The sequence below is a fragment of the Mesorhizobium sp. WSM1343 genome (genome assembly GCF_055901535.1).
Genome location: NZ_CM148370.1, coordinates 2735596 through 2755906 on the forward strand (window position 1 = coordinate 2735596; position 20311 = coordinate 2755906).

21 protein-coding genes and 2 pseudogenes are annotated in these 20311 nt (G+C 60.3%); 13 read left to right on the top strand and 10 right to left on the bottom strand.

Annotated features, from left to right (window positions below):
* The first annotated feature begins 877 nt into the window (after positions 1 to 877).
* Positions 878 to 2194, top strand: a complete 1317-nt coding sequence (locus AC0NIL_RS13150; RefSeq protein WP_473572339.1) for a hypothetical protein — start codon at positions 878 to 880, stop codon at positions 2192 to 2194.
* On the top strand, positions 2181 to 2378 hold the full coding sequence (locus AC0NIL_RS13155; protein WP_473572338.1) for a hypothetical protein: 198 nt from the start codon (positions 2181 to 2183) through the stop codon (positions 2376 to 2378). Before AC0NIL_RS13150 ends, AC0NIL_RS13155 begins: the two co-directional genes overlap by 14 nt.
* Before the next feature lie 131 nt (positions 2379 to 2509).
* Here AC0NIL_RS13155 and AC0NIL_RS13160 read toward each other — a convergent pair whose 3' ends face one another.
* On the bottom strand, positions 2510 to 2830 hold the full coding sequence (locus tag AC0NIL_RS13160) for a helix-turn-helix domain-containing protein (RefSeq protein ID WP_473572336.1): 321 nt from the start codon (positions 2828 to 2830) through the stop codon (positions 2510 to 2512).
* A gap of 134 nt (positions 2831 to 2964) precedes the next feature.
* Between AC0NIL_RS13160 and AC0NIL_RS13165 the strand changes: the two genes are divergently transcribed.
* From AC0NIL_RS13165 to AC0NIL_RS13180, 4 genes are read left to right on the top strand one after another with little or no spacing between them, the layout of a single operon-like run.
* Positions 2965 to 3204: a DUF2188 domain-containing protein gene (locus tag AC0NIL_RS13165; protein WP_473572335.1), complete on the top strand. Its 240-nt coding sequence runs from the start codon at positions 2965 to 2967 to the stop codon at positions 3202 to 3204.
* Between the two features lie 16 nt (positions 3205 to 3220).
* Positions 3221 to 3490 (top strand): multiubiquitin domain-containing protein, encoded by a 270-nt coding sequence (locus tag AC0NIL_RS13170; protein ID WP_473572333.1) that lies wholly within the window; start codon positions 3221 to 3223, stop codon positions 3488 to 3490.
* Positions 3465 to 4643, top strand: coding sequence for a ThiF family adenylyltransferase (locus AC0NIL_RS13175; RefSeq protein ID WP_473572332.1), 1179 nt, complete (start codon positions 3465 to 3467; stop codon positions 4641 to 4643). Before AC0NIL_RS13170 ends, AC0NIL_RS13175 begins: the two co-directional genes overlap by 26 nt.
* Positions 4636 to 5037 carry a ubiquitination-like system serine protease family protein gene (locus AC0NIL_RS13180; RefSeq protein ID WP_473572331.1) on the top strand — a complete coding sequence of 134 codons (402 nt, stop codon included), beginning with the start codon at positions 4636 to 4638 and terminating at the stop codon, positions 5035 to 5037. The genes AC0NIL_RS13175 and AC0NIL_RS13180 overlap by 8 nt, the downstream gene beginning before the upstream one ends.
* Before the next feature lie 318 nt (positions 5038 to 5355).
* On the opposite strand, the pseudogene AC0NIL_RS13185 reads toward AC0NIL_RS13180, so the two are convergent.
* From AC0NIL_RS13185 to AC0NIL_RS13220, 8 genes and pseudogenes are all read right to left on the bottom strand, one after another.
* Positions 5356 to 6544, bottom strand: a pseudogene (locus AC0NIL_RS13185) (helix-turn-helix domain-containing protein).
* Positions 6545 to 6676: 132 nt separating this feature from the next.
* Positions 6677 to 6959: pseudogene (locus AC0NIL_RS13190) on the bottom strand (tyrosine-type recombinase/integrase); the annotation flags it as partial.
* A gap of 82 nt (positions 6960 to 7041) precedes the next feature.
* Positions 7042 to 7404, bottom strand: a complete 363-nt coding sequence (locus AC0NIL_RS13195) for an AraC family ligand binding domain-containing protein (protein ID WP_164747152.1) — start codon at positions 7402 to 7404, stop codon at positions 7042 to 7044.
* A 2-nt stretch (positions 7405 to 7406) separates the two neighbouring features.
* Positions 7407 to 8840, bottom strand: a complete 1434-nt coding sequence (locus AC0NIL_RS13200) for an NAD(P)/FAD-dependent oxidoreductase (protein ID WP_127385397.1) — start codon at positions 8838 to 8840, stop codon at positions 7407 to 7409.
* Positions 8840 to 10018: a M20 aminoacylase family protein gene (locus AC0NIL_RS13205; RefSeq protein ID WP_063168762.1), complete on the bottom strand. Its 1179-nt coding sequence runs from the start codon at positions 10016 to 10018 to the stop codon at positions 8840 to 8842. Before AC0NIL_RS13205 ends, AC0NIL_RS13200 begins: the two co-directional genes overlap by 1 nt.
* On the bottom strand, positions 10015 to 10824 hold the full coding sequence (locus tag AC0NIL_RS13210) for an ABC transporter permease (protein ID WP_082826529.1): 810 nt from the start codon (positions 10822 to 10824) through the stop codon (positions 10015 to 10017). Before AC0NIL_RS13210 ends, AC0NIL_RS13205 begins: the two co-directional genes overlap by 4 nt.
* A complete protein-coding gene (locus tag AC0NIL_RS13215) occupies positions 10821 to 11996 on the bottom strand; it encodes an ABC transporter permease (RefSeq protein ID WP_473572327.1) in 1176 nt (391 codons plus the stop codon). Before AC0NIL_RS13215 ends, AC0NIL_RS13210 begins: the two co-directional genes overlap by 4 nt.
* Before the next feature lie 55 nt (positions 11997 to 12051).
* Positions 12052 to 13107, bottom strand: coding sequence for an ABC transporter substrate-binding protein (locus tag AC0NIL_RS13220; RefSeq protein WP_473572326.1), 1056 nt, complete (start codon positions 13105 to 13107; stop codon positions 12052 to 12054).
* A gap of 121 nt (positions 13108 to 13228) precedes the next feature.
* Here AC0NIL_RS13220 and AC0NIL_RS13225 point away from each other — a divergent pair, with 121 nt between their 5' ends.
* From AC0NIL_RS13225 to AC0NIL_RS13245, 5 genes are read left to right on the top strand one after another with little or no spacing between them, the layout of a single operon-like run.
* Positions 13229 to 14563 carry an aspartate aminotransferase family protein gene (locus AC0NIL_RS13225; RefSeq protein WP_127368868.1) on the top strand — a complete coding sequence of 445 codons (1335 nt, stop codon included), beginning with the start codon at positions 13229 to 13231 and terminating at the stop codon, positions 14561 to 14563.
* Positions 14563 to 15300: a GntR family transcriptional regulator gene (locus tag AC0NIL_RS13230; protein WP_063168757.1), complete on the top strand. Its 738-nt coding sequence runs from the start codon at positions 14563 to 14565 to the stop codon at positions 15298 to 15300. The genes AC0NIL_RS13225 and AC0NIL_RS13230 overlap by 1 nt, the downstream gene beginning before the upstream one ends.
* On the top strand, positions 15300 to 16406 hold the full coding sequence (locus AC0NIL_RS13235) for an ABC transporter ATP-binding protein (RefSeq protein WP_063168756.1): 1107 nt from the start codon (positions 15300 to 15302) through the stop codon (positions 16404 to 16406). The genes AC0NIL_RS13230 and AC0NIL_RS13235 overlap by 1 nt, the downstream gene beginning before the upstream one ends.
* Positions 16407 to 16437: 31 nt before the next feature.
* Positions 16438 to 17373: a 3,5-dioxohexanoate:acetyl-CoA acetone transferase gene (gene kce, locus AC0NIL_RS13240; protein ID WP_063168755.1), complete on the top strand. Its 936-nt coding sequence runs from the start codon at positions 16438 to 16440 to the stop codon at positions 17371 to 17373.
* Positions 17357 to 17815 (top strand): acyl-CoA thioesterase, encoded by a 459-nt coding sequence (locus AC0NIL_RS13245; RefSeq protein WP_473572324.1) that lies wholly within the window; start codon positions 17357 to 17359, stop codon positions 17813 to 17815. The genes kce and AC0NIL_RS13245 overlap by 17 nt, the downstream gene beginning before the upstream one ends.
* Positions 17816 to 17881: 66 nt before the next feature.
* On the opposite strand, the gene AC0NIL_RS13250 is transcribed toward AC0NIL_RS13245, so the two are convergent.
* Positions 17882 to 18451 carry a helix-turn-helix domain-containing protein gene (locus AC0NIL_RS13250; RefSeq protein ID WP_127368492.1) on the bottom strand — a complete coding sequence of 190 codons (570 nt, stop codon included), beginning with the start codon at positions 18449 to 18451 and terminating at the stop codon, positions 17882 to 17884.
* A gap of 190 nt (positions 18452 to 18641) precedes the next feature.
* On the opposite strand from AC0NIL_RS13250, the gene AC0NIL_RS13255 reads away from it, so the two are divergent.
* Both AC0NIL_RS13255 and AC0NIL_RS13260 read left to right on the top strand, forming a co-directional pair.
* Entirely contained in the window at positions 18642 to 19658 is a 1017-nt protein-coding gene (locus AC0NIL_RS13255) for an arginase family protein (protein ID WP_474048687.1), read from the top strand.
* Positions 19659 to 19865: 207 nt separating this feature from the next.
* Positions 19866 to 20309 carry a transporter substrate-binding domain-containing protein gene (locus AC0NIL_RS13260; RefSeq protein ID WP_473572320.1) on the top strand — a complete coding sequence of 148 codons (444 nt, stop codon included), beginning with the start codon at positions 19866 to 19868 and terminating at the stop codon, positions 20307 to 20309.
* Positions 20310 to 20311: the final 2 nt, after the last annotated feature.

Here is a 20311-nt window from a genome sequence, read left to right on the forward strand (position 1 = left end):
GAGCGGCGCTCGCTGTCTACCGCCGTATCTGACGGAACATCGGGTGGCGATGAGGCGCGCTAATGCTTCAATGATTTCCAGTCAAAAGGCAAACACTAGCTGGGGGTTCGATACAGACGCCTCCCGCCTCCATAGCCACGCGTCGAATTCCCGGCGGGAGACGGACAGCAGATCAGCGGCGTAGCAGAAGACCGATCTAAGGAAATCGTAGTCCTCCTCGACGACGCCAAGCGCAACCCGCGTCCCAGCTGTACCTGTGCAAGAGACGAACGCCATTCCTGTCACAGGTGTGTCACTGCAATCCTGACGAGTAGGCGGAATTCGTTCGAAATGATGTAGTGATCGTAAGCGTCAAGCAAGCTCGCGTCTTCGTTTGCGACTCAAGTCGCGTAGCCGATGAAACTCGAGAATTTTGCGATGAGTTGGAGGTCAGTGAGGGAGGGGTCCTCCGAACCCCACCTGGTGGGTGGAGTAGCCTGACGGCCGACTGCGTCCCATCTGCTCGGTGGCATACAAAATCAATGCTGACATTCCGCTCCCGGCCCTTAGCTGCCAGGACACTGCGCCTCAACTCGGTCTTTCGAGCCGGGCAGCGTGGTTTCTGGAACCCGCATTCGCCGAGTTCAATTTGATGCGCGGCCGTCTGGGGCGTTTATTACTCTAGGAGCACGCCAAGACACGCTGTCACAGCTTGGCGGCAATTTTGTTGAAGAATAGTGAAGTAACCACTTCCCTTGCCAGCAAAGCAGCGTAATCTCACGAAAGATTCGAGCTGAATTATGGGGAGTGGGCGGCTTTTGATGTGGGCACGTTTTCAGTCTGAGGCCGACCCGGCTTCAGTATTTTTCAACATAAGGCCAATTGACGCTGTAGCGCCATGACAGCGGAAATCGCGATCTTAAATAAATCCGCAGTGGCCTTGGCCGCTGATAGCGCCGTCACGATTTCGGCGGCTGATGTCGAGGAAAAGACCTACGATTCCGCCGAAAAGCTGTTCGATTTGTCCCATCGGGACCCTATAGGGATCATGATTTACAACGGCATGCAGTTCATGCAGGCGCCGCTGCAGATTCTGATCAGCGACTATCGACGCGACTGCAAGTCCTTCCCTAGATTGCAAGATGCGGCACTGGATTTCTTGACGTATCTCAACGCGTGGGGAAACGATGCCTCGGTGAAGGTCCAGACAGCTGCGGTCGAATCAATCCTCATGCCGTTGATCCGCCAGATCAACGAGCGCATCACGACAAGGCTTGAACGTCTGCTGAAGGACTTCAAGAAAAGCATGCATCTGGAGACCGAACTCAACAGAATTGTTGATCTCGTGCTGGCGACGTTCGAGCAGATTTACCGGCGTGTCAGGCCCGCCAGCTTCATCGGCGGTCCCGCTCCGAGGATTACAAAAGGTCGTGAGACTCAAATCCGAGAAATCGTTGGACAGAGCTTTATGCGTGCGGACGATCGGGGTTTTACCGATCGCGTTGTTGCTCTGGCCAAGCGCGCGGTTTTGAGCGAGACCAGGACGGGCTCGCAAACGGGCATCGTCATCGCCGGGTTCGGGTCTAGGGACCTCTTCCCTTCACTGATCTCCTTCGAAATCGATGGCGTGGTGTTCGGAAAGTTGAAATACGCGCGGACCAACTTCGTCGACATTGATCGCGACGGCGAGCGGTCGCGTGTCCTGCCGTTTGCGCAGAGGGAAATGGTCGAACGGTTCCTGTACGGCCTCGATGAGGGTATCGAGAGACACATAACGACCTTCGTGAACAACACGATTTCAAGCATCTCGAAAGATATCATTGCTCAACTGGATATGCCCGAGGCGGAGCGGCGATTACTGATCCGGCAAGCTGGCGAGGCTGAGACAGCCTTCAAGAAAAGGTTGCGTGAGGAGGAATTTGAGGAAATCCGTTCACAATCCCGTAAGGAGATTGAGGACATGGTCGAATTCATGCCAAAATCCGAGCTGGCCTCGATGGCGGAGGCCCTCGTTAACCTGACGTCATTGAAGCGTCACGTCTCGCGTGGCATGCAGACCGTTGGTGGCCCGATCGATGTCGCGGTCATTTCGCGGGCCGACGGCTTCATTTGGGTGAAGCGGAAACATTATTTCGAGCCCGAATTGAACCTTCGGTACGTGCACCGCGTTCGATCAAATCTGATGATGACAGAGAGCCGCGATGATGAAGCGTAATTCTGCATTCAAGCGTCTGATCAATCGTGAAGAGGAGAGGCAGGGCCTGGCACCTGAGCCTTTGCCGGAAAAGCTGGCCCGCAGCATTGCGGATACCCAAAAGGAGATTCGCGACGTCTTCAAAGGGTCCTCCAAGATACGGGCGACGCTTAAATCACATCGTTCTGGCAACCACGGGAGCTGAGTTCGCCCAGAACAGGTCGTCGTCTCAGAAACGGCGGCCCGGCACTCTGAGACGACCCGCCGAACATCGATGGATGCGAACCACGCGTTGAGAAGTGCCGCAACTGCAATTGCCGCAGCGTTCGGACCCGCTTACTGCTCATCGTCCTTGATGACCGCGAACATCTGGCGCAGGCGTGCCTTGGTCTTCGGCCGCTGCGCTCTGTACTCCCTGTAGAACGCCTGATCTGCAGCGTCCTCTAATTCGACATCGTCGGTCAGGAAATAATCGGTGGTGACGCCGAGCGCCGTGGCGATCTTGCTGATTTTGTCGCCGGACGGTCGGGGCGGCTCCTTGTTCTCGAGCTCCCAGATATAGCTCTTGCTGGAGTCAGCGAGCTCCGCAAGCCTGTCCAGGGTGTAGCCTTTGCCTTTGCGCAGTGTGCGAATCTTGTTGCCTAGCGGCGTGGTCACGGTTGCCTCTTTCTCTCGCGTTCCTCTGTTCAGAGTAGCAGTACAGAGAGTGCTTGACAACCGACATGCTAAACGTCATATCTGTTCGGAGTAGACATACTTCTGATACCGAAACAGACGAAAGGATACAAGATATGGCGCCACACAAGGCGGCCGGTACGCATCACGTGGTGCCCAACCACGATGGCGGCTGGGACGTGAAGAGGGGCGGAGGCCAGCGGTCGTCCGGTCACTTCGACACCAAGAAGGAGGCGGTCGACTTCGGCCGCGGCGTCAGCCGCAACCAAACGACCGAACTCAAGATTCACAACCGGGACGGCAAGATCGCGCAGAGCGATAGCCACGGCCACGACCCCAATCCGCCACGCGGCTAAGCGAAAGGACAGCACAATGGCGCAGGAAGATGATAACAAAGGCCACGACAAGTCCATCACGATCGTGGTGAACGGCACGCCGCACGAGGTGCCGAAAAAAGACGAACTGACTTATGTCGAGGTCGTTACCAATGCCTATCCGGACTATCCCCAAAATCCGGGCGCGACTTATTCGGTCACCTACACCCGGGGCCACAACGACCGAGACGGAATCCTCTCCCCCGGAGGCTCCGTCAAGGCAAAAGATGGGATGGCGTTCCGTGTTAATCGCACTAGCGAATCATAATCCCGACATAAAACGGCTGCTTGACCGGGGCTTCGCGCTCCGGTTCGACAGCGGATATTTGGTTGTGCGCGACATCCCCTACCTAAACGCGCAGCTGGAGCTGTGCACGGGCGCTTTCGTGACCAAGCTTGTCTTCGTCGACGCAGAGAAGGTCCAGCAAGACGACCATCAGGTCTTCTTCGCTGGCGGGGTTCCTTATGAGGCCGACGGGCGACCGATCCCCAACCTGGGCGGTGGTCCGAGGACTCTGCCCCTGTCAAAGGACGACCTAGTGGTCGAGCGTTCGTTCTCGAATAAACCGCCGAGCGGCTTCCCGGATTTCTATGAGAAAATCGAGCATTACGTGGCTCTGCTGTCCGGTCCCGCTATGAGCCGCTACCAGCAGGCGACTCCCCTCACTTTCGCAGTCGACCACGATGTGGTCGCAGACAGTGTCTTCACGTACCAAGACACGCTGACGAGCCGTGCGGAAATCGGCGATCTGGCAGCGCGGTTCAAGGACGAGGTCGTCGCGATCATAGGACTCGGGGGAACCGGTGCGTATGTGCTCGACTTCATGGTTAAGACGAATGTGCAGGAAATCCGCGGGTTCGATGCCGACGTGTTCCACGTCCACAACGCCTATCGGTCTCCCGGTCGACTTCAGGAAGTCGATTTTAAACGGGCCAAGGCTGAGCTTTACCAGGATCGCTATGACAACTTTCGGAGCGGGTTGAAGCTTGAAAGGAAATTCATTGACCAATGGTCGACTGCCGATTTGGAAGGCGTCACCTTTGCCTTTGTCTGCGTCGACAAGGGATCGGCCCGCGCCGGAATTTTCGACCTGCTCATTGGTCTGAAAATCCCATTCATCGACGTCGGCATGGGTTTGAACCGACAGCAGGGCGCGCTGGCAGGCATGCTCCGCGCGACTGTCTATCTGCCTGAGAACGCCGAAGCGATCAGGGCCAAAGCTCTAGCTGAGACCGTTGATCAGGCTGGCGATGAGTATCGCACCAACATTCAGATTTCCGAGCTGAATGCGATGAACGCCTGCATTGCGGTGATCCGGTACAAGCAATACCGGGGATTTTACGTCGAGGAGCATCCGGCTTATCACATCTTGATGGACACAACCCTGCCTCGTTTTTTCGTCGAGCCGCGCTATGAATAATATCCGGCTTCAAAAGGTCCATTTCGTACCCAGGGAGCTGGATCAAGGGGTCCTGTATGTGTCTGATGAATATCAGGTTGCAGTGCACTTGTGCGCCTGCGGCTGCGGGGGCAAGGTTGCCATACCTCTCGGACCTGCAGAGTGGCGGTTTAGCGAATGTGATGGACGGCCGTCGCTCCAGCCGTCAATCGGCAGCGGGCAACTGCCCTGCAATTCCCACTACGTCATCCGCGACGGACGCATCTTATGGGAGCCCAAAATGACGGCCGCCCAGACAGTCGCAGGCATGCTGAGGGATGACAGGCGTAGGCAGGCCTACTATGAGGCCCATAGACCAGCGCCTGGCTTCTTCGCAAATATATGGCAGCTTGTCAGGCGCCTGTTCGGATTATAGCCGCCTCGGTGAGCCTCAGTGTGACATTTTTCTTGTGCACTGAGGCTCTGATCGTGCCGTACTTTTCCTACGGACAGAGCGTGACTAAACGCGGCTTTTTCGCAATCATATTTTCCTAATAAAGCTGCCTGTCCGCAGTCGTGGAGGCTTCGGTCATTCTGGAGCATCGCTCTGGACGTTGCGCCACGGGAGTATACGGGACGATACGGGAAGATTTCTTATTTTGGCCCACGAAAAACTCAGTAAATTCATCGATTTTGATAGATCCTCCGGGCCCACCATTATCGTTAGGTCCGTTCCGGACACATAGGTTACGGTTTATACCGGAGACATGGGTAACACTTTTGGCCCGAAGGGGTTTTGGAGTGGTTCGAGCCTGCATGTCTCATCGTCGAAATATCCCAAATCATAGTCCATGAAGCTAGCCAGCCAGATATGGTCCTCGACCTGTTTGATTCCGACGGTCTGGCCGGCAAAGACAAGGCTGAGGTTGATCTTCTTGCGGTTATAGCAGATGCGGCCGCAGGTGGTGACGGTGACGGCCTTGTCGTGAAACGGGTAGTCGAGATCGGGCAAGCGGGTGTAGGGACGCGTTGAGGGGGTGTAGCGCTCGGCCGGGCAGTCCATGTCGAGCGCCTGGTGCGGGCGTTGTGAGTTGAACTCGTCGATGAAGTCATCGAACCTGGCCTGCTGTTGAAGGAAATTGGCGCCGGCCGGTTTGGTGGTCTCCTTCTTGAGGGTGAGGTGCATGCACTCATGGCGGCCATTCTGCTGCGGACGGCCCGGCTTGATGCGCTCGATGTCGATGCCCAGGCGCAGCCACCAGACCGACAGTTTGCTGAGATTGAACAGCGCGTTGGGGGCTGGCGAAGGGAACGCCATTGTCGGTCCTGATCGCGCTGGGCAGGCCGAACTCTTTGAAAACGCTTTCGAACACGGTGAAGGCATAGGCTTCCTTGGTGGTCGAGAGCGCCTCGCAGGCGATGAGATAACGGCTGGCGAAGTCGGTGATGGTCAGCGGATAGCAATAGCGCCGATCGGCGAGCATGAACTCGCCCTTGTAGTCGGCACACCAAAGATCGTTAGGGCGACAGCCGTTTGAAAATGGTGTCCCCGTCGCCCTGTTGCGCCTGCGCTTGCGGCGCTCGACCATGCCGTGGCGGTCGAGCACGGCATGCACCGTCGAGATCGCGGGCCGGTGCACATCCGGATACAGCCGGGCCAGCCGCTCGCGTATCTTCGGCGCACCCCATGTCGGCTTGTCTTGCTTGAGGCGCACAATCAGCTTCTCGATTTGAAACGGAAGCTGATTGGCGTGGCGATAGGGCCGCCGCGATCGGTCCGTCAGCCCCTCCAGGCCGCTGTCGTTGTAGCTCGTGAGGATCTTGTAGCCGGTCTTGCGCGAGATATCGAACTTCCGGCAAAGCATCGCCATCTTCTCGCCGTCCAGCAGCCGGGCGACGAACTTCAGCCGCTCTTCCATGACGTTACACTCCCTCCAAGGCACCTTGCTCTCCTTGCAAAGGGCCGAAAGTGTAACCCATCTATCCGGAATGAACTGTCACCCATCTCTCGGGAAGGGCATTATTATCAATGGGTTTATTGACAGGTTCGCCACGAGGTTCGCCAAGCGCGTTACCAGCCGTACGACTCGGTCCATGCCCTGCACAGCCAACGCACCTGCGACGCTTCCCGGGAATAGAGTTCGGCATGGTCAATGTCGTCATGGCCGAGACATCCAACATCTGCCTGGTGGATGCCTCCGCTTCGGCGAGATAGACCCCAAGTGACTTCCGCAGACCATGCAGCGTAAGGCCCTTCGGCAATCCCGCGAGAGCGCACCAGTGGGTCATAGCACCGGTCAGAGATTTCGGCGAGAAAGGTTGGCCATATTCCGTGACTAGAACTGTTTCGCCGCGCCGGTCGGCGCGGAGATGCCAAAACAGCAGTTTCGCTACCCCGGAACTGCGCCGTGAAAGGCCAATCCATGATATGCCTGCCACTTCAAGGTTCTACCGTCCCTTGCCGTGCTGCCCAGTCGTATGGGTACAGACAGTAAAAATAGCCGGTACGCTCGGTGGCGATGTATTTGAGGTGGGTGCCGTTGGGCAGCCAGACGATGTCGCCAGGGCGGCATTCGTGGCGGCCGTCATCCAGTTCGATCGTCAGCGTGCCTTCATGGATGAACAGCACCTCGTCATAGGTCACGGTCCAGTCGATCGAGGCGTTCTCCAGATACTCGATGCCGCCGCCCATGGTCCGGCTGATCTCGGCATTGATCACGCGCGCGATCGAAGACGTTCCGGTCGGCGTGACCGATGGCTTTAGGGTCAACTCGCTGTGCTTGAAAATCTTGGCCTTGGACATCGTCATCCCTTTTTTGCGCGAAGATTGGCTTTGGAGGGAGTGACGCCGGACGGAGCCAGCCCGGCGAGCCATCTCGTCACCGGATCGAGCTTGCGCCCGGCATGTTCGAAATCGTCACGCCGACGCACAGCGCCGCGGACAAAATGTGCACCGACAAAGCGAAAGGGTTCGGGCGGGAAACCGCGCGTTACCGGACGAACCAGCGCCGAATGCGTCAGTTCCGATTCACCGTCAGTCAACAGGCCGGTGAGGATCTCGCCGCCGATATAAGCCATTGTCGTGCCATTGCCGGAAAAGCCATAGCCGTAAACGACATCGCGGTTGGCGCGCAAAGCGCCGAAAAGTGGCACGCCGCTCACCGTCCGGTCGATCGGGCCGTTCCATGATGTCTCGAGCGGAAAATCGGCGAGCGCCGGGTGGCCGTCCCGCAGCGCGCGACGCATTTCGGCGACACGGGGGGACTGGCCATGGAAACGCTGGTCGACGATGCCGCCGAAGCCAATAACGCCACCGCTGACGCCGACGGACAGCCGACCATCGCGCGTCGGAGACCAACCGCCAACGAAGACGCGGGAATCGATCATCAGCGGCGCCCGGCGGTAGCCGATCTTGTCGAGAAGGTCTGGAATGGGCTGTGACATGGCGTCGTCGCTGGAGATGTTGAAGATCGCAGGGGCCAGTTCCGGAATCGCGCCGGACCAGGCATTCATGGCAAGCACGACCTTGCCGCAGGATACAGTTCCTTTCGCCGTTTCCACCGTGAGCTTGCCCCGTCGTGAAAACCGCTTCATCGGCGACTTTTCATAGATCCGAACGCCGCGCTTTAGCGCTGCACGACGCAGGCCGCGCACCAGGAATCCGGGATGCACTGTTGCCGACGAAGCGTCGAACGCGCCGCCGAGGTGGCTCGTCGTGCCTGCCATCGCCGCGATCTCGTCGCGCGAAACGCGTCGCGCAGGCACGTAGCCATGCGCCGCCAGCTTGTTCAACGCGTCGTCCCAGGCGCCAAGCTGTGCTTCGCACGTCGCGCCCCAGATCCAGCCGATGCGATCGAACCAGGCGTCGATCGCCTCGACCTTGCAGAAAGCCTCGATGCCGCCGATCGCGGCTTCGGATGCCTTGATGATCGAAAGCGCGTCGGTTCCGTCGCGCAGGGCGACAAGCGCGCTGTATTTGGTCCATGCCGAAAGCACCATTCCGGAATTGCGGCCGCTCGGGCCACCACCACAAATGTCGCGCTCTAAAATGACAACATCGAAGCCTGGATTGTGCTCCTTGAGGCGGATGGCGGTCCACAATCCAAGATACCCGCCGCCGACGATGCAGATGTCGGCCTGCGTTGCCTCTTCGAGCGGAGGCGAAAGGTCTGGGTCCCCGGGCAGGACCTGCCGCAGCCAATGGCTTCGCCAAACAATGTCCTTTTCCGTCAGTTGCATCACGATGCGCCTCTGGCCGACAGGCGGCGCTCCACCAGCCTGACCCAAAGGCTGGCGCCAATCGGCAGGATTGCGTCGTTGAAGTCGTAGTTGGTGTCGTGAGCCGCAGCCTGATGCGCATCGTCGGCCTGGCCGAGCAAGAAATAGCAGCCCGGCCGCTGTTCCAACATGTAGCAGAAATCTTCCGAGCCCATCTCGGGAGGCGGATCGACGACGAGACGTTCCGGTCCCATCACCTCGTTCGCAATCGCGATCATCGCATCGGCTTGCGCCGGGGTGTTGATCGTCGGCGCGAAGGGCGTTTCATAGAGAATGTCGACGCTGGCGCCAAAAGCTTCAGCCTCGTTTTTCGCGATGCGGCGGATTGCCGTCTCCAGCGTCTTTTGAACCTGATGGTCGAAGGTGCGCACGGTGCCGGTCAGAAACGCCGTATCGGGGATGGTGTTGAAGGCTTCGCCTGCGCGCAGGCTGCCAACGGTGACGATTGCCGGAGCGTGCACATCGGTCAGGCGGCCGGGCAGGGCTTCGATTGCGAGCAGGATGCGCGCGGCGATGGGGAGTGGATTGATCGCCAGATGCGGTGTCGCCGCATGGCCGCCCCTGCCGTGGACGACGATCTCGAAGCGATCGGCCGCCGCGGCCACCGTTCCGCGGTGGACGGCGATCTCGCCGAGCGGCCGTTCGCAATTGTGCAGCGCGTAAACTTCATCGCAGGGGAAACGCTGGAAAAGGCCCTCATCCAGCATGGCAAGCGCCCCACCTCGACCCTCCTCGGCCGGCTGGAAGATGAAATGCACCGTGCCGGCGAAGTCGGGCGAGCGAACAAGTGCTGACGCTGCGCCGAGCAGCATTGTCGTGTGGCCGTCATGGCCGCAGCCATGCATCCTCCCGGGGACGCGGGACGCATGCGGCAGCGGCCGCGCCTCGGTCATCGGCAGGGCGTCCATATCGGCGCGAATGCTCAGGCTGCGACCAGCGCCGAGCCTGCCCCTGAGCGTGCCGACGACGCCTGTGCGGCCGACACCTTCGGTCGTCTCGATGCCCCACGAGCGCAGTTTGTCCGCCACGAAACGTGCCGTCTCGAACTCTTCGAAGCCGAGTTCTGGATTGGCATGCAGATGCCGCCGCCAGGCCGTCATCTCTGTCTCTAGTTGCTGCACCGAGGGTACCAGTCTCATGCCGATGCCTTTGCGCGAAGAGTTTGTGAGCGGCTCTGCAGGATGGCGATGACCACAAGCAGGATTGCCGAGAAAGCGATCAGCAGCACGGCGACGGCCGCGATGGCGGGACTGATGGACTCGCGCACCCCGGAGAATATCATGCGAGGCAAGGTTCGCTCTGCGCCCGTCGAGAGGAAACTTGCGACGACGACTTCGTCGAAAGAGATGATGAAGGCGATGATGGCCCCTGTAATGACGCCCGGCGCTATCAGCGGCAGCACTACCTTGAAGAATGTGCGCATGGTGCCGGCGCCGAGCGATGCCGCCGCGCGAACCAACGTCCGGTCGAAGGTCGAAAGGCTGGCGACGACAGTCGTCAGCATCACAGGCACGGCCATGGCCGTATGCACCAGAATGATCGATAGCTTGTTGCCAACGAGTCCCAGTGTGGCGAAGAATGAAAAGGCCGCGACGCCGACAATGACGACCGGCGTCACCAAGGGCGCGGCGATGATCGCATAGAGGATCCGTTTGCCGGCAAAATCGCCCCAGGCGAGCCCGATCGCCGCCGGTATGCCGAGCAGCAGCGCCAGAACCGTGGTGGACAGCGCGATGACGACCGAGTTCCACAGCGCGGTCGGCCAGCGCTGGTCGACCCACAGTTCGGCATACCAGCGCAGCGACCAGCCCGGCGTCGGAAACGCCAGCGAGTTGCTCGAGGTCAGCGACATGGGGATCACGATCAGCAGGGGCAGGATGATGAACGCCAGCAATGTCGCCGCATAGGCATACATCAGCCATTTCCGGAAGCGGTCGGCGCTCATGCGACATGCGCCTTGCGGCGGAAGAGGACGGACGCCGTCCAGAACAGGAATGCAAACAGGACGAGGATCATCAGCAGTTGCAACGAAAGCGCTGCACCCATGCCCCAGTTCAGTGTGCTGTTCGTGTAGAACGCTATGTAGCTGGAGATCATCTGGTCGGTCGGCCCGCCGACAAGCGTCGGGGTGATGTAGTAGCCGAGTGCGAAGACAAAAACGATCGCCCCGCCGGACAGGATTCCTGGCAGGATCAACGGCAACTGCACGCGGCGCCACGCTGTGAGCCACGGCGCGCCCAGTGACAGTGCCGCGCGCATATAGGTGGTCGGAACCCGCCGCATGACGGCGACGACGGAGAGCACCATCATGGGCAGCAGAACCTGAACCATTGCCACGTAGAGTGAAAAGCGTGTGTAAATGAGATTGAGCGGCTCGCTGACGATGCCGAGGCCAAGCAGCGTGGAATTCACGGGTCCGTTCTTCTGCAGCACGATGATCCAGATGACGGTGCGCACCAGCAGCGATGTCCAGAGCGGAAACAGGATCAGCGCGAACATGAGCTTCGACCAGGCCGGCGGCGCGCTGACAATTGCCTGCGCCAGCGGCACGGCGAGCACCGCGCAGATCACGGTCACCACGATGCTGATCCAGATCGTACGCAGCAGCGCGTCGACGAAGATGGCGCGATCGGCTGAAATGGCTTCGATCGAATTGTCCGCGCCTCGCTTCAGGTCAAGGCTCGCAAGCAGATAATAGTCCGTTCGCGCGCTTTGCTGACGCGCGATGACCTGCCAGAGATCGATATTTTTCCAGCCGGCCTGTTTGGAGAGCACCTCGTCGCGCACGGGACGCATAGTCAGCTTGCCGTCGGCCGCATCCTTTGCCGTCTTGATGACGAGGAAACGGCTGCCGACGACGCGCTGGTTCACGAGTTGCGCCAGTACGCCTTCCTTTCCGGCGCGCCGCGCGTCGGCCAGGTCCTCGACGAGTGCTGCAAAGACGGGTTCGCCAGGCAGGCCGCTATCTGCTTTCCAGCCTGCCAGAGCGGCAATTGTGCGCGGCAGGTTGTTCGAAAAATCCGAGTTGTCGACGGCCAGAGCGAGGAAGCGCGCCACCGGCCACAGAAACAGAATGACGACGAACAGGATAAGCGGGGCCGTCAACAGGGCGAGCATGCCGCCCCGTTGGCGCCGCTTTATAGCCGGCTTTGTCCCGACCAACATGCCTGGGTTACTTCGCGAGCCAAGCCTTGAAGCGTTCTTCCAGCGCTTCCTTGTGCTCGGTCCAGAAGTCGTTGTTATAGGCGGCGCCGTACCGGAGGTGCTCCGGCGACGTCGGCAGGTTGGCCTTCCAATCCGCGGGAATGAGGTCGGCGGCTTCCTTGCGGCCGGTGCCATAGGCATAGAGTTTCGAGAAGCCGGCCTGATTTTCAGGGATGGAGAACCACTTGAGGAGATCCAGCCCGCCCTGCTGGTGCGGTGCGCCCTTCACCACGGCCCAGTAGTCGGTGCCGTAGAAGAAGCCTGCGTCCCATGCGATGGCGTAGGGCTTTTTCTCGTTAATGGCTTCGTTGGTGATGCGTGCATTGAACGCGTCGCTGAGCGCCACTTCCCCGCTGTCGAGGTTCTGGATGCCCTGCGTCGTGGTGGACCACCAGACGACGTTCGGCTTGATCTTGTCGAGCATGGCGAAAGCCCGGTCGATACCTTCCGGCGTGGCCAGCACCTTGTACATGTCCTCGCGCTTAACGCCGTCGGCCATCAGCGCGTTTTCCAGCGTGAACTGCGCCTGCTGGTAGAGGCCACGCTTTCCCGGAAATTTCTCGACGTTCCAGAAATCCGCCCAGCTCTTCGGCGCGGCGTCGCCCTTGTAGACATTTGTGTTGTAGGCGAGGACCGTGGCCCAGGTATCGGACGCGACGCCGCATTCGTGCAGGGTGCCCGGCAAATAATTGGCCGCGTCGCCTGTGATTTCTGGCGTCAGCGGAATGAACAGGCCTTCGGCGCAGCCGACTTCCATGGCGGGCGCTTCGACCGAGACGACGTCATAGGTGATGTTGCCCGCCTGCACCTGGGCACGCACCTTGGCGACCTCGCCGCCCCACTCTTCCATGACGATCGGGACGCCCGTCTTTTCGGTGTACTTGTCCCAGACCCCATCCTTGTAGGCCTTGTCCCATGTACCACCCCAGCCGACTACCGTGACGGGGTCGGCCGCGGACGCGACCAAAGCCGAGGTCGCGAGGCAGATCGCGGCGGCAGATACGGCTTGCAGATAAGTCCTCATTGCAGTTCCCCTTTCTTATCGTTGTAGATTTGATCAAATTTCAAACGCAAAATTGATTGATTAGCAACAGGAATTTACGGTACGGTGTAAAAAAGTGAAAAAGCCAAAGGGATTTGATCGAATGCTGCAAGGCACTAGAGACGTGCGCGCCAATGTCAGTCTCGCTGCTGTTCTGGACGAGGCGCGACAGCGTTTCGCTGACGCCAACCCGAACAGCCGGGCGCGTCAGAACGAGGCCGCGGCATCGTTGCCGGGCGGCAATACGAGGGCTGTTCTATGGTATCGGCCATTCCCCGTATCGTTTGTTTCCGGTGAAGGCTGCAGGGTGACCGATCTGGACGGCCATACCTATGTCGACCTGGTCTCGGAATACAGTGCCGGTTTTTACGGCCACTCCGACAAGGCGATTTCGGCGGCCCTTGTGGACGTCATACAGGGTGGCATCATGTTGGGCGCACCCAACCGCTATGAGGCGCGCCTGGCTGCCGCGGTGGTCGACCGTTTTCCGGCCATCGAGCGCGTGCGCTTCTGCAACTCGGGCACCGAGGCGAACATCATGGCGATTTCGGCGGCTCGCGCCATCACGCAGCGCTCGAAGATCCTCGCCTTCCGCGAGGGCTATCATGGCGGCGTACTCACCTTCGCGCATGGCGGCTCACCGCTCAATTTGCCTTTCCCCTTTGTCTTCGCCGACTACAACGATAGTGCAGGCGCCGTGGCGCTCATCAAGGAACAGGGCGACGAACTTGCCGCGGTGATCGTCGAACCGATGATGGGCGGCGGCGGCTGCATCCCGGCGACGCGTGAGTTCCTGGAAGCGCTGCGCGCCGCGACGAAGGAGACCGGCGCGCTGCTGATCTTCGACGAGGTGATGACCTCGCGCCTCGACTACCGCGCGCTCCATGGCGCACATGAAATCTTTCCCGATTTCGTGACGCTCGGAAAGTACATCGGCGGCGGTGCGAGTTTTGGCGCATTCGGTGGACGCGCGGATCTCGTCGACCGCTTCGATCCTGCTTTGCCTGGTGCGTTTTCGCATGGCGGGACGTTCAACAACAATATTCTCAGCATGGCTGCTGGTTTCACCGGTCTGACGCAGGTGCTGACGCAAGAGGCGAGCCGCGCCATCAATTCGCGCGGCGATCGCTTGCGTGAAGCGATGAACGTCTCCCTTGAGCGGTATGGCGTCGAGGGCATCGTCATAGGGCGCGGGTCGTTGATGAACCTGCATTTCGTCAGGGGGCCGGTGGACACGCCGGCGCGGCTCGACGATGCCGATCCATCGGCGATTGCGCTTTGGCATATCGAGATGCTGTTGCGAGGGTACTACGTGACGCCGCGCGGCATGCTGGCGTTGTCACTGCCATTTGGCGACGCAGAACTCGACGGCTTCGCCGCCGCATTCGACGATTTCCTGTCGAGCAACCTCAAAATACTGCCGCGCCGGACAAACTGATGCTCGATCGCAAGGATGCCACTGCCGGCTCGGCCGCGCAAAAGACAGCTCATGTTCGTGTACATACGGGCTTGAAGGAGGCACTGATGAACGGTGACTTCCTGCCCGGCCAGAGACTGGTCGTACGACAGCTTGCCGAACAGTACCGGACCAGCGCCATGCCGGTGCGCGAGGCCTTGCGGCAACTCGTCAGCGACGAGGCGATGTTCGACCACCCAAATCGGGGCGTCATTGTCCCTGAGGCCACGGTGGCGCGTATTTCGGATCTGGTGCGTGTGCGCTGCAGCGTCGAAGGGACGGCGGCCGAGTGGGCCGCGACGACCATCACGCCCGAAGAACTCGATGAATTGGCGAAGCTGAACGGGCTGATGCGCGAATGCGTCGAGAGCAATGTCATGGCTAATTATCTCGGCCTGAACAGGCGCTTCCATTTCACGATGTACCATGCCGCGCGTTCACCTCTCATCCAGCAGATCATCGAGAAATTGTGGCTGCAGGCAGGACCGTTTCTGAACATCGTCCGCTCCGACGTGACCTACGGCCTGGGCCTGGACCATCACGACGAAATGCTCGCGGCGCTGCGTCGCGCCGATGGCGCGGCTGCGCGCAAGGCGCTGGTTGCCGATCTGCGCGAGGCCGCCGACATCATTCTTCGCGCCGCGGCGGCGGCTGAGGCTCAACCTGCGCGCAAACGCCCGGCTTCGGTACGCCGTGATCCGAAGGCGCAGGCGCGGTGATGGGCGGATCCCCGCATGGCCCGGTTCATGTCGAGTTTCGTGGCGTCAGCAAGCGCTACGGGCAGACCGTCCAGGCGGTGCGTCAGCTCGACCTGGAAATCATGCGCGGCGAATTCCTGACGCTGTTGGGGCCTTCGGGATCCGGCAAGACGACGGCGTTGATGATGCTTGCCGGATTCGAGGATACGACCGAGGGCGAAATCCTCATTGACGGTCAGCGCATCGACAACGTTCCCGCCAATCGTCGCGGCATCGGCATGGTGTTCCAGAACTACGCGCTTTTCCCGCACATGACGGTCGCCGAAAATCTGGCTTTCCCACTCGAGGTCCGCAAACTTGGCCGCGAGGAGGTGACGCAACGTGTCAGGAACGTTCTCGACATGGTCCAGTTGCCCGAATTCGGCAACCGGCGTCCGGCGCAGCTTTCGGGTGGGCAGCAACAACGCGTCGCGGTTGCCCGCGCCCTGATCTTCGAACCAAATCTTGTCCTGATGGACGAACCGCTCGGCGCCCTAGACAAGCAACTGCGCGAGCAGATGCAGTTCGAAATCAAGGAAATCCATGCCCGGCTTGGCGTCACGTTCGTTTATGTGACCCACGACCAGACCGAGGCGCTGACCATGTCCGACCGGATCGCGGTGTTCAGCGCCGGCCGCATCGAGCAGCTTTCGACACCACGCGAACTGTATGAGCGTCCGACGGGCAGCTTTGTGGCGAGCTTCATCGGCGAGAACAACCGCATGTCCGGCACCGTGCTTGCCGGCGGTGAAAATGGTGGCGTGGCCGTCCATCTCGACGATGGCGATCTGGTGTTGAACGCCATTTCCCCTGGCGCGACGCCCCCTACGGGCGCCAGGGTGACGCTGTCGATCAGGCCCGAGCGCATGTCCTTATTGCACGAAGGCTCCACCGCCCTCAACGTGATCGCGGCAACCGTCGTTCAGTCCGTCTATGTCGGCGATCACATCCGGCTCGTCGCTGTGACGGCGGGCGGCCTGAAATTCATTGTCAAGCTTGCCGCATCGTCGTCTCGGTCCGAACTCAATGCGGGCGAGGCGGTTCGATTGGGCTGTGGTCGTGAGGATTGCCTCGCTCTCGATAGATAACAACAAAAGGCAGACAAGGGAGAGTTCAACCATGAAGAAATCGCCGAAAGTCGTCATCACCTGTGCGGTCACCGGCTCGATCCACACGCCGACGATGAGCCCGTATCTGCCGATAACGCCGTCCGAGATCGTCGACGCCGCTGTCGGAGCAGCCGAAGCCGGGGCGTCGGTGATCCATCTGCATGCCCGCGATCCGGAGACCGGCAAGCCTACCCCTGATCCCAGGCTGTTTATGGATTTCCTGCCGCGCATCAAGCAGCAGACCGACGCCGTGATGAACATTTCCACCGGCGGCGGGCTGAAGATGACCCTCGAAGAGCGCCTTGAAGCGGCGCACGCTTCGAAGCCGGAACTCTGCTCGCTCAATATGGGATCTATGAATTTCGCCTTGCACCACATCGCGCCGAAATACACCGACTGGAAGTACGACTGGGAGAAGGGCTATCTGGAAGACACAAAGAAGGGCATCGTCTCCAACACGTTCGAGCAGATCGAGCGGATCATCGTCGAGGTCGGCCAGGCTTATGGCACGAAGTTCGAGTTCGAGTGCTACGATGTCAGTCACCTCTACACGCTTGCGCACTTTCTCGACCGCAAGCTGCTGAAGCCGCCGCTTTTCGTCCAGACGATCTTCGGGCTGCTGGGCGGTATCGGCGCCGACCCAGAAGACATGATGCACATGCGCAGGACGGCTGATCGGCTGTTCGGAGACGACTATCTCTGGTCGATCCTTGCCGCGGGCAAGCACCAGATAAATCTCTGCACGATGGGCGCGATCATGGGCGGCAATGTACGGGTCGGTTTGGAAGACAGCCTCTATGTCGGCAAGGGCACGCTCGCCAAGAGCAATGCCGAACAGGTGGCCAAGATAAAGCGCATTCTCAACGAGTTGTCGCTCGAAATCGCGACGCCCGACGAAGCCCGTCAACTGCTGGATCTCAAGGGCGCACATGAGGTCGGGTTTTGACGCCCCCGGCATCGAAACCTATGTCGGCGTCGTGCATCCTTGGATGTGCGACGCGATGGGCCATCTCAACGTTCGTCATTATGTGGCGATGTTCGATGACGCCAGTTTCCAGTTGCTGGGCAGGATTGCCGATCCTCGTTTGACGCCGACCCTCGGCTGGGCGGATGTGAGGATGGAGATCGACTACGTGCATGAAACCGCGGTGGGAACTCTGGTCACCGTTCGCAGCGTTATAGAAAAGCTTGGGAAATCGTCGCTGACTTATCTGCATGAAATGCGCGGTACGCTGGACGGAGTCCTGCATGCGCGCATGCGCACCGTAACGGTGCGCTTCGATCTTCAAGCGCGGAGCAAGATCGAGATCGAAGGCGAGGCCCGGCAGGCGAGCGCGAAACTCCCGAGGGGTGAAGCCGGCAGCTTTGCGCCTCAAGTCGGTCGTTAAGACCAGCTTCGCCGTTTCCCGAAAGCCGACGTCATCGGACTACGCTGGCTTAAGATGACTGCGCCTCTAGACGGACGGCGGCGACAGGATGAAAAGCGCTTGCGCCTGCTTGGTGGCGGAACTGTTGCGGAAGGTGTGGAGGCGTCTTGGGTCGAAAGTCATGGCGTCGCCTTCGAGCAGGACGAACTCCTCGCCTTCGAGCAACACGGTCACGCTGCCCTCGACGACGAACACGAATTCCTCTTCCGAACGCCAGCTGTAGAGCTTGTCGCCGCCGGTGCCGCCCGGCGCCATGATCGACAGGATCGCCTGCGTCCGAACCGCGGATTTCGGGCTGAGCAGGAAGTCTGAAAGGTCGGTGCCGCCGAGCACCGCCGGAGTGCGCGCGTCAACGCGGACGACAGCCGTGTTGTCATGCTGGAACAGGCTGCCGATCGTAATTCCAAGAATGTCGCACAGGCGAACGAGCGTTGCCACCGAGGGCGAGGCCTTGTCGCGTTCGACTTCGCTGAGAAAACCCTTGCTGACTTCAACGCCATCCGCCACGGCCTGGAGGGTAAGGTCCAGTTCGCGCCGTCGATTGCGCAGGGCATCACCGATGCGGGCCGTGGACGGCCTCTGGGTGCCACTCGTCATGATTGCGCTCTCAGCATGTTCAATCCCATACCGTCAGCTCGGTCCGCCGTACAAGCCGGAATTTTATGTGTTCTGTATAGAACAACTTTGTTGACTTATACAGAATTCCCCACCAGCATCCAGATGAATTTCGAGGAGGCGGCGGTGCCATAAGGCGAGCCTTCCCCGCCAGCATACGGATGAAGGAGCGATGATGAGCCAAGACGATATTGCCGAAGCCAGGCGCAGTTCGCAGAGTTGGTACTGGTGGGGCATCGCGACGTTTTTCCGCTGCCCGGTAGCGGAGACTCCGACCGATGTGGATATCGGCCTGGTCGGCGTGCCGCACAGCTCCGGAAACGGCTCGACGGAGCGCGACCAACATCTTGGCCCGCGCGCGGTCCGCAACGTGTCGGGCTACTATCGCCGCTCGCACGGGGTGCACGGCTTTTCGCCATGGGATGCCGCCAAGATCAGCGATCTTGGCGACGTTCCCCTGCCCGAGGCCATGAACAACGAGGCCTGTGTCCGCGACATCGAAGCCTTCTACGCCCGGCTCGACGCCGCCGGCACAAACCCGGTTTCCATCGGCGGCGATCACTCGATCACCGGGCCTATCATCAAGGCCATCGCCGGACCGGGCCGGCGCCTGTCGGGAGGCCAGCCCTGCTCGCTGATCCATTTCGACGCGCACACCGATTCCTACGACAACATGCCCCACTGGCTTGGCGCGAAGCGTTCGGCGGCGCACTGGGCGGCCTATACGGCAAAGGAAGGTGCGGTCGACCCGGAACGCAGCATCCAGATCGGCATGCGCGGTCATCCGGCGGCGGATATCCACACCGGCGGCGTTGGCGGCTCGAGTCGCGCTCTGGGCTATCGGGTTGTTACGATGGACGAGTTCGAACGCTTGGGCATAGAGCGCATGGTGGAGATGATCCGCGAGCGGGTTGGCGATCGCCCCGCCTACATCACCTTCGATCTCGACAGCCTCGACCCCTCCGTCGCTCCCGGGGTTTCGAACCTCGAGCCGGGCTTCGGCGGCCTGACCATCCGCGAGGCGACGCGCCTTCTGCAAGGATTGAAGGGGCTCAACATCATCGGTGGGGACGTCGTCTGCCTGATGCCGACCAAGGACAGCCCCAACCAGATCACGGCGCAGGTCGCCATGGTGATGATGTACGAACTGATCTGCCTGATCGCCGCAAAGAATGCCGAGACGCACTGACGCGTGGCCTTGGCCGCTACAGGAGCGCGCCGACGCCATCGGTGATGGCGTCGCGGCTCGCGGCTCCGGACTTTCGATGCCGGTTGCCGATGCGGTGGCGCCATTCTTTCGCTGTCTCCTGTTCTCTTAAATGAATTATGTTGACTATTGATGAACTTTCGGCAAGCGTTCCTTGAGGCCGCCAAGAGCCCAAACTAGAGGTGAACCATGAACCGCAAGATCCTTCTACTCATCGCCCTCGCGGCCGCCACGCCGGCGGCAGCACAGCCGCCGAGCTTCGCCGCCGACGGTAAACTGCAAGCCTGCGTCGATCCCACTTTCCCGCCGATGGAATTCATCAAGACGGCGGGCGAGGCTCCCGTTGGCGTCGACATCGACGTCATCAAGGCGCTGGCCGCGCACTGGAAGGTCGACGCCAATATCACGACGATGGACTTCAGCGGCCTGCTTCCCGGCCTGGAATCGAAGCGCTGCGACATCGTCATCAGCGGCGCCTTGCTGAAACCCGAACGGCTGGAGAAGCTGAGCGGCGTGCCTTATCTGAAGACCGGCGTCGTCATGATCGGCAAGGCCGACGATGCGTCCGCCTCCAAGAGCTATGAGGATTTCTCCGGCAAGACCATCTCCGTCCAGTCCGGCACTTCCCCATAGGC

Bases quoted from the DNA above. Each gene is read 5' to 3' on its own strand.
- kce (WP_063168755.1), top strand. From the start codon at position 16,438: ATGAAGAAATCGCCGAAAGTCGTCATCACCTGTGCGGTCACCGGCTCG.
- AC0NIL_RS13260 (WP_473572320.1), top strand. From the start codon at position 19,866: ATGAACCGCAAGATCCTTCTACTCATCGCCCTCGCGGCCGCCACGCCG.
- AC0NIL_RS13210 (WP_082826529.1), bottom strand. From the start codon at position 10,824: ATGAGCGCCGACCGCTTCCGGAAATGGCTGATGTATGCCTATGCGGCG.
- AC0NIL_RS13245 (WP_473572324.1), top strand. From the start codon at position 17,357: ATGAGGTCGGGTTTTGACGCCCCCGGCATCGAAACCTATGTCGGCGTC.
- AC0NIL_RS13225 (WP_127368868.1), top strand. From the start codon at position 13,229: ATGCTGCAAGGCACTAGAGACGTGCGCGCCAATGTCAGTCTCGCTGCT.
- AC0NIL_RS13155 (WP_473572338.1), top strand. From the start codon at position 2,181: ATGATGAAGCGTAATTCTGCATTCAAGCGTCTGATCAATCGTGAAGAG.
- AC0NIL_RS13220 (WP_473572326.1), bottom strand. From the start codon at position 13,107: ATGAGGACTTATCTGCAAGCCGTATCTGCCGCCGCGATCTGCCTCGCG.
- AC0NIL_RS13195 (WP_164747152.1), bottom strand. From the start codon at position 7,404: ATGTCCAAGGCCAAGATTTTCAAGCACAGCGAGTTGACCCTAAAGCCA.
- AC0NIL_RS13255 (WP_474048687.1), top strand. From the start codon at position 18,642: ATGATGAGCCAAGACGATATTGCCGAAGCCAGGCGCAGTTCGCAGAGT.
- AC0NIL_RS13150 (WP_473572339.1), top strand. From the start codon at position 878: ATGACAGCGGAAATCGCGATCTTAAATAAATCCGCAGTGGCCTTGGCC.
- AC0NIL_RS13200 (WP_127385397.1), bottom strand. From the start codon at position 8,840: ATGCAACTGACGGAAAAGGACATTGTTTGGCGAAGCCATTGGCTGCGG.
- AC0NIL_RS13230 (WP_063168757.1), top strand. From the start codon at position 14,563: ATGCTCGATCGCAAGGATGCCACTGCCGGCTCGGCCGCGCAAAAGACA.
- AC0NIL_RS13170 (WP_473572333.1), top strand. From the start codon at position 3,221: ATGGCGCAGGAAGATGATAACAAAGGCCACGACAAGTCCATCACGATC.
- AC0NIL_RS13205 (WP_063168762.1), bottom strand. From the start codon at position 10,018: ATGAGACTGGTACCCTCGGTGCAGCAACTAGAGACAGAGATGACGGCC.
- AC0NIL_RS13235 (WP_063168756.1), top strand. From the start codon at position 15,300: ATGGGCGGATCCCCGCATGGCCCGGTTCATGTCGAGTTTCGTGGCGTC.
- AC0NIL_RS13250 (WP_127368492.1), bottom strand. From the start codon at position 18,451: ATGACGAGTGGCACCCAGAGGCCGTCCACGGCCCGCATCGGTGATGCC.
- AC0NIL_RS13180 (WP_473572331.1), top strand. From the start codon at position 4,636: ATGAATAATATCCGGCTTCAAAAGGTCCATTTCGTACCCAGGGAGCTG.
- AC0NIL_RS13165 (WP_473572335.1), top strand. From the start codon at position 2,965: ATGGCGCCACACAAGGCGGCCGGTACGCATCACGTGGTGCCCAACCAC.
- AC0NIL_RS13215 (WP_473572327.1), bottom strand. From the start codon at position 11,996: ATGCTCGCCCTGTTGACGGCCCCGCTTATCCTGTTCGTCGTCATTCTG.